At 60.3% G+C, this 5,495-nt stretch carries 9 protein-coding genes; 5 read left to right on the top strand and 4 right to left on the bottom strand.

Annotation, left to right across the window (positions count from 1 at the left end; translation table 11 throughout):
- Positions 1 to 1,531: MobQ family relaxase (gene mobQ, locus ACFFJK_RS21570; RefSeq protein WP_379681725.1), on the bottom strand; the 1,531-nt coding region annotated here is incomplete at its 3' end.
- Positions 1,513 to 1,857: a GIY-YIG nuclease family protein gene (locus ACFFJK_RS21575; protein WP_031943689.1), complete on the bottom strand. Its 345-nt coding sequence runs from the start codon at positions 1,855 to 1,857 to the stop codon at positions 1,513 to 1,515. The genes ACFFJK_RS21575 and mobQ, both read right to left, overlap by 19 nt.
- Before the next feature lie 185 nt (positions 1,858 to 2,042).
- Between ACFFJK_RS21575 and ACFFJK_RS21580 the strand changes: the two genes are divergently transcribed.
- The 3 genes from ACFFJK_RS21580 to ACFFJK_RS21590 are packed head-to-tail and all read left to right on the top strand — an operon-like array spanning position 2,043 to position 2,887.
- Positions 2,043 to 2,333, top strand: coding sequence for a DUF8583 domain-containing protein (locus ACFFJK_RS21580; RefSeq protein ID WP_208281717.1), 291 nt, complete (start codon positions 2,043 to 2,045; stop codon positions 2,331 to 2,333).
- A 6-nt stretch (positions 2,334 to 2,339) separates the two neighbouring features.
- Complete coding sequence (locus ACFFJK_RS21585; protein WP_005671592.1) at positions 2,340 to 2,537, top strand: hypothetical protein; 198 nt, start codon at positions 2,340 to 2,342, stop codon at positions 2,535 to 2,537.
- A gap of 2 nt (positions 2,538 to 2,539) precedes the next feature.
- Positions 2,540 to 2,887 carry a hypothetical protein gene (locus ACFFJK_RS21590; RefSeq protein WP_208281715.1) on the top strand — a complete coding sequence of 116 codons (348 nt, stop codon included), beginning with the start codon at positions 2,540 to 2,542 and terminating at the stop codon, positions 2,885 to 2,887.
- Between the two features lie 199 nt (positions 2,888 to 3,086).
- On the opposite strand, the gene ACFFJK_RS21595 is transcribed toward ACFFJK_RS21590, so the two are convergent.
- Positions 3,087 to 3,284 (bottom strand): hypothetical protein, encoded by a 198-nt coding sequence (locus tag ACFFJK_RS21595; protein WP_379681726.1) that lies wholly within the window; start codon positions 3,282 to 3,284, stop codon positions 3,087 to 3,089.
- Positions 3,285 to 4,123: 839 nt separating this feature from the next.
- On the opposite strand from ACFFJK_RS21595, the gene repM reads away from it, so the two are divergent.
- Entirely contained in the window at positions 4,124 to 4,912 is a 789-nt protein-coding gene (gene repM, locus ACFFJK_RS21600; RefSeq protein ID WP_229409945.1) for a replication initiation protein RepM, read from the top strand.
- Positions 4,912 to 5,205, top strand: a complete 294-nt coding sequence (locus ACFFJK_RS21605) for a hypothetical protein (protein ID WP_379681727.1) — start codon at positions 4,912 to 4,914, stop codon at positions 5,203 to 5,205. Before repM ends, ACFFJK_RS21605 begins: the two co-directional genes overlap by 1 nt.
- Before the next feature lie 21 nt (positions 5,206 to 5,226).
- Here the strand turns inward: ACFFJK_RS21605 and ACFFJK_RS21610 are convergent.
- Positions 5,227 to 5,495, bottom strand: a 269-nt coding sequence (locus tag ACFFJK_RS21610; protein ID WP_379681728.1) for a hypothetical protein, incomplete at its 5' end; no start/stop codon positions are given.

A 5,495-nucleotide genomic window follows, 5' to 3' on the forward strand; every position in this document is an offset into this window, starting at 1 on the left:
CGGCCTTGGCCGTCATCCGCTCGACCTCCGCCAGTTGCATCCCCTGCAACGAGGTCGGCGCGATCGCGCGCGCCCGATCGACAACGCGGGTGACGGTTTCGGGCACCCGATAGATGTGTTCCTGGCGTTGGTGGGGAGCCTGACCGCGCTCGGTGCGGGTCAGCACCTGGTCCAGCTCCTTGATCGCCTCGACCGTGCGCAGGCGGGTCCGTTTCGCCAGCTCGTCGGCCTTGAGCGCGGCCTGCACCTCGGGCGACAGCTCGACGGCGTTGCCGACCTGGGCACGCTCCAGCTTGGCGGCCGCCAGCAGCTGGTGCGCCTCCTCGGTCATCGCCTTGGTGTCATACATCAGCCGCTTGAGGCTGCCCATGCCGGCGACGTCGGCCAGCGTGGCCTGGCCGCGGGCCTCCAGTAGCGCAGCTTGGGACAGCCGCTGCTGCATGGCGGGTTGGGCCAGCACTTGGCGCCGGATCGCGTCCACATCGACGGCCGGCGCCTGGCCAGCCTCGGCCTCGACCTCCTTGCCGACCTGGTGCAGCGCGCGCTTGATTGCCTGGGCCGGCAACAGGCCCGGCACGGTGGCTAGCGTCTCGCTGGTGACGTTTTCGAGGACGCGGGCATACTTCGCCCCCGCCTCGGCCTCCGAACGCTCCAAGGCCCGTTTATGCAGTTCTGCAGCCTGCTCCTGGATACGCTGATTCTTGGCCGCTTCGATGTCGCCCGACAGGTCGAGAATCGACCGCTCGAGAACTTGGCCCAGCCTCTCCAGCTCGCCGGCCTTCTTGGCTTGGGTCAGGCGCTCGGCCACGTCCTGGTCGAAGTCCTGCCGCTTCCGGCTGGCCTGGCCGGTGCGGCGCTCGATGGCCGTGGCAGTCGGTCCGAGGTGCTGGGTCGGCTCGCGGTCGATGCCCTGGGCTTCAAGGGTGCGATGGTCGATGCGCGCCTCGTGGCCATGCTCGCGTAACCGCTCGTTCGCCAGCTCGGCCCACCTGGCGCGAATGCGGTCAATCTCGTTCGCCTTGCCCACGCCGCCGCCCATGTTGTGCGCCACCAGGTCAAGCTCGCGCACCTTGTTCCCGAACCCGTCACCCTCGACCCGATTGGTGGTGGTGAGGATGTGGGCATGGTGGTTGCGTTGGTCGCCCTCCTTGCCGGGGGCATGGATCGCCACATCGGCCGCGATCCCGTAACGGTCAGCCAGCTCCTGGGCGAAGTCCACGGCCAGCCGTCGCCGCTGTCCGGCGTCCAGCTCGTCCGGCAGGGCGACGAGGAATTCCCGCGCTACCTGGGCGTCCGCACGTTTGTTCTTCGCCTCGACTGTGTTCCACAACTCGACGCGGGTTGGACTCCATGTAGAACCGGACGGCATCACGATGTCGGCCGACTCGATGCCGCGCTTGCGCGTGTAATCGTGCACCTCGCCGGTACGCTGGTCGGTGATCTCGACGCCAGCGCGATACGCGGCGGCAGCGGTTGATGACCGCCCCGACTTCCGGCTGATGATCTGCGCGCTTAAATGATAAATGGCCACGGTAAAGCGCCGCCCCTTTCCTTCGCGCTTGGCCTCAGCAAGCCCATATCGAATGGCAGACCATTCAGCGTGATTGGCGTCCAGCCGTGAAGGTGGACATTCCACCGCCACGCGTATTCGAAATCCATGATTTCGGCCTCAGTGCACTGCTCCCGGTGCACGACCAACGGCAGGAACGGATCGTCCCATCCGCCACTGGGGCGGCGATGAGACTTGATCCGGCGAATGGGATCGACGGACTGGCCAACATATACCTGCCGCTTGGCCGCGAAGGCCAGCAGGTATATGTACCGGTCTCGCACCTCGTTATCCCATCCGTAGCCCATGCCGCCGCGCCTTTCGCCGTTGTCTTTACCCCCGAAGGGCGCACGCAAACGAAGTTTGCATTAAGTGCGCCCTTGCTCTTCGCTGTCGCTCGTCGCTGGGGTCGTCCGCGCCGCCATTATAGCTTGCTTTACGGCAATTTTTATACGCGGTAGAATCAGCCAAAGACTTATCGAAAGGCAACGACATGGCAGCACTGGACGAACGAATCAAGGCGCAGGAAGAGAAGCTGAAACAGCTCAAGGCGCTCAAGCAAAAACAGGAGGCCCAGAAGCGGGCCGCCGAGGCGAAACGCACTCGTACTCAGGACACGCGCCGCAAGGTCCTGGTCGGGGCCATGATGCTTGAGCACATGGAGAAAAATGAGGCCACGAAAACGAATATCCTGGCGAAGCTCGACACGTTCCTTACCAGGGACGACGACCGGTCACTGTTTGGGCTGTATCCTGTACGCCAAGAAAGTATTCAAACGGAGTAGTGGTACATGACGAAAGAAGCATGTCGGGACTATCTGGATCGAGCCATTGAAGCATTAGAGGACATGCGCGAAGCGCTGGACGATTCCGCGTCTGATGCCGCGATTAGCTTCCTAGAAGCAGCATTGGATGCACAAGACTTGGTTGGTCGGGCGATCTTTGAAGCAATGCGTGCAGTCGTTACTACGAAGAACACAGGGAGCTGAACATGAGCGGATGGTGGGTGGTGGTAGACCCGCGCACGCCGGAAGAGCGTGACGCATCACAAGATAGGATGGGGCCGCTGGTCGCATCCTGGGAGGCGAGCGTGTTCAACATGCGCTTCCTCGATGACTTGGTAAAGGAAGGCCGGGCCGAGCAGCACTCGTTCAACGGCTACCCGAACCGCTATACGGTACCGGCCGGCGACTTCGTGCCCTTCATCATCGACGGTCCGCCGGTCGAGGACTGGGGACCGAACAAGGGGCAGAATTGGAACGTGACCATCCATCGGCAACGGCTGGTTGCCCTGCCGGCCTACCACATGCTCACGGTGGACGTATGGGATCAGACATGACCAGCCGCTCGGACCGCGAGCAGCACGTCACACAAATGCTCACCAATTTTCGCCTGGAGGGTCTGATACCTGATGACGCTCACCTACGTCTCTTGCAGCAGTACATCGAAGGCACAGCTACACTTAGCGACCTATTACAAGACGCGCGAAATTTCGCGCTTGAGCGCTGGCTAGAAAGTCTTAAGGCCGGACTTCGCCCTTAAAATTCCTTATCTTTTTGCAAACTCTCATTTAAGCGATCACGCAGCCTCTCTGCATCTGCACGACGAAGCTTACCTTCCCGCAAGAGCTGCTTAGTACGGTCGCTCTGTTTCCGAATAGCATCGATCAGTTCATCCGAACTAAGATGCTTTGTTGGTTTTAACTCATCAGACATAGCTAGATGGTACAGCAGCACTTGGAACCTTGATTATCGCATCATAGGACTCACTTTTGTTTAGATATTCGTATTTACGAATAGGTGTACAGCAAGATCAAAGCGGACAATAGTGGAAAAAGAAACTTTCGCAGAAAATCGCCGAGCAGCTTATGCCTTTAGACGGATGAGATTAGCAATTAATCGAGCCATACATGCCCAAACAATGGAAGAAAGGAAACTTTCAAAGTGGTGGGTCGCAGGTTGGATTTGTTTCTGCCAAATCAAATCCAAATCTCAGGATAAAGCTAACTAGACGCCTTAGCGCGCGGGCGTCCCCGCTTGCTTGCGCACCGATTTGCTTCGCAAACCGGCACGCCCGGTTACATCTGAAACCCTGAAAATCGAAAACCCGAAACCCCAACCCCGGCACGCGACCGCCGCCGGCCACTACCTGGAGGCCGACCAGCCGGCCGTCGAGCTGCCCGCAGGGGCGATTTGAGTCCGAGGACCGATGCCGAAGGCGAGGGAGCGAGGATGGCCCGTTAGGGCCACCCCTGCCCGACCCGGCGCGCCTCCAGCGCGTCCGGTCTGCGGCCGTTGCGGACCCTGGGGGGGCGGTTCTCTCTGCCCCCTTGGGGGGGCCTAAAGCATTACGACCTGCACGCGATAGCGGGGGGAGTAGCTTTTAAGTCCTTTTAGGCGGCCGGAAAGCCAGTATCCATGCGGGTTTCAGACTCTAACTATGACGTTTATGCGGTTAACTATGACGTTTATGCGGTTAACTATGACGCCTATTGACAAGTCATATCATGACTGTAGAATGACATTAAAAGATATGTCATTAATAAAGGGGGTTAATGAAAAAGCATGAGCTAGTAGTGAAGTCCAATCGCCTTATCGAGGCCAGCTATAGGCTGAGCCTGAACGAGCAGCGCATCATCCTCTATGCCATCTGCCGATGCCGCGAGGAACAGAAGGGGCTATTCCCTGATTCCCCGGTCGTCATTACGGCTGAAGCCTTCGCCAAGCAATTCCCTAGCATCGACAAGGGCCATGTGTACCACCAGCTCAAGGAAGCTATGGATGCCCTGTATGACCGCAGCGTTACTCTGTACGAGACGGACGAAGACACTGGCAAGGAACAGGTCTCCAAGACACGATGGATCAGCAAGGCGAGCTATGTCGATGGGGCCGGCCGCATCAAGGTCGTATTTACTCATGATGTTATTAAGTACATAACACGCCTTGAGGAAGAATTCACGTCCTACCAGCTGGAGAAGGTCGGTCAGATGACGAGCGCCTACGCCGTGCGGATCTACGAACTGCTGGCCCAGCATCGAGAGATCGGCAACCGTACCCTCAACCTCAAGTGGCTGCGCGAGACGCTACAGATCGCGGCCGACGAGTACAAGCTAACGGCCGATTTCATCAAACGGGTGCTCGATGTAGCCGTGGATCAGGTCAACAAGCACAGCGACCTGACAGTGAGCTACAAGCCGGTCAAGACTGGCCGTGCTATCACGGATTTTGCCTTCAAGATCAAGGACAAGGAACGTAAGCCCAAGTCGGCCAGCGCACCCTCGGATCACGCTTATCGAGCGAAACTGGAGGCCAACGGCCAGCAGCGCATCCCCGATCCAGTCACCGACGACCAGGAGGAATTTTGATGCAATACAGCTACGAGATTACCCCCCGACCGGCCGAGCTGGGCGGCGGGTGGCGGCTGCGGCTCCTGGAGGACGGCGAGGAAGTAGGCGGCGGGGTGTTCCCTGTCGCGCCGGCCGACCCGCGCCAGGGCATGGCCTGGTGGAACGCCATGGCCGAGGCCGAACGTGGTTATTGGCTGGGGGTGGCCGGATCGGCGCGGCCAGCGGACGCCTACGATGCCTTCCTGCAGGCCGAGGCCCACACTGACGCCGAGGGGGAGGCTTACGCCTGGTTGGACTCACGCGGGGCGTGAGGGTTTGACGCCAAGGAGCGGCTATCGCTCCATGCCCTGGCCCTTCTGCTGGCGGGCCTGTTCCTTCTCCTGCTGCTGCCGCCGCTCGACGGCCGGCAGGACAAAGCGCGACACGCGCACATCGAATTCGCGCTGACTCGCCGGCGCTTTCCACTCCACATCGACGGCCTTGGCCGTCATCCGCTCGACCTCCGCCAGTTGCATCCCCTGCAACGAGGTCGGCGCGATCGCGCGCGCCCGATCGACAACGCGGGTGACGGTTTCGGGCACCCGATAGATGTGTTCCTGGC

Source organism: Massilia consociata, assembly GCF_042432755.1.
GTDB classification, from domain to species: domain Bacteria; phylum Pseudomonadota; class Gammaproteobacteria; order Burkholderiales; family Burkholderiaceae_D; genus Telluria; species Telluria consociata.

What these genes read in the sequence shown, in the direction of transcription:
- ACFFJK_RS21575 (WP_031943689.1), bottom strand. Translation starts at nt 1,857, where the DNA reads ATGGGCTACGGATGGGATAACGAGGTGCGAGACCGGTACATATACCTG.
- ACFFJK_RS21580 (WP_208281717.1), top strand. Translation starts at nt 2,043, where the DNA reads ATGGCAGCACTGGACGAACGAATCAAGGCGCAGGAAGAGAAGCTGAAA.
- ACFFJK_RS21585 (WP_005671592.1), top strand. Translation starts at nt 2,340, where the DNA reads ATGACGAAAGAAGCATGTCGGGACTATCTGGATCGAGCCATTGAAGCA.
- ACFFJK_RS21590 (WP_208281715.1), top strand. Translation starts at nt 2,540, where the DNA reads ATGAGCGGATGGTGGGTGGTGGTAGACCCGCGCACGCCGGAAGAGCGT.
- ACFFJK_RS21605 (WP_379681727.1), top strand. Translation starts at nt 4,912, where the DNA reads ATGCAATACAGCTACGAGATTACCCCCCGACCGGCCGAGCTGGGCGGC.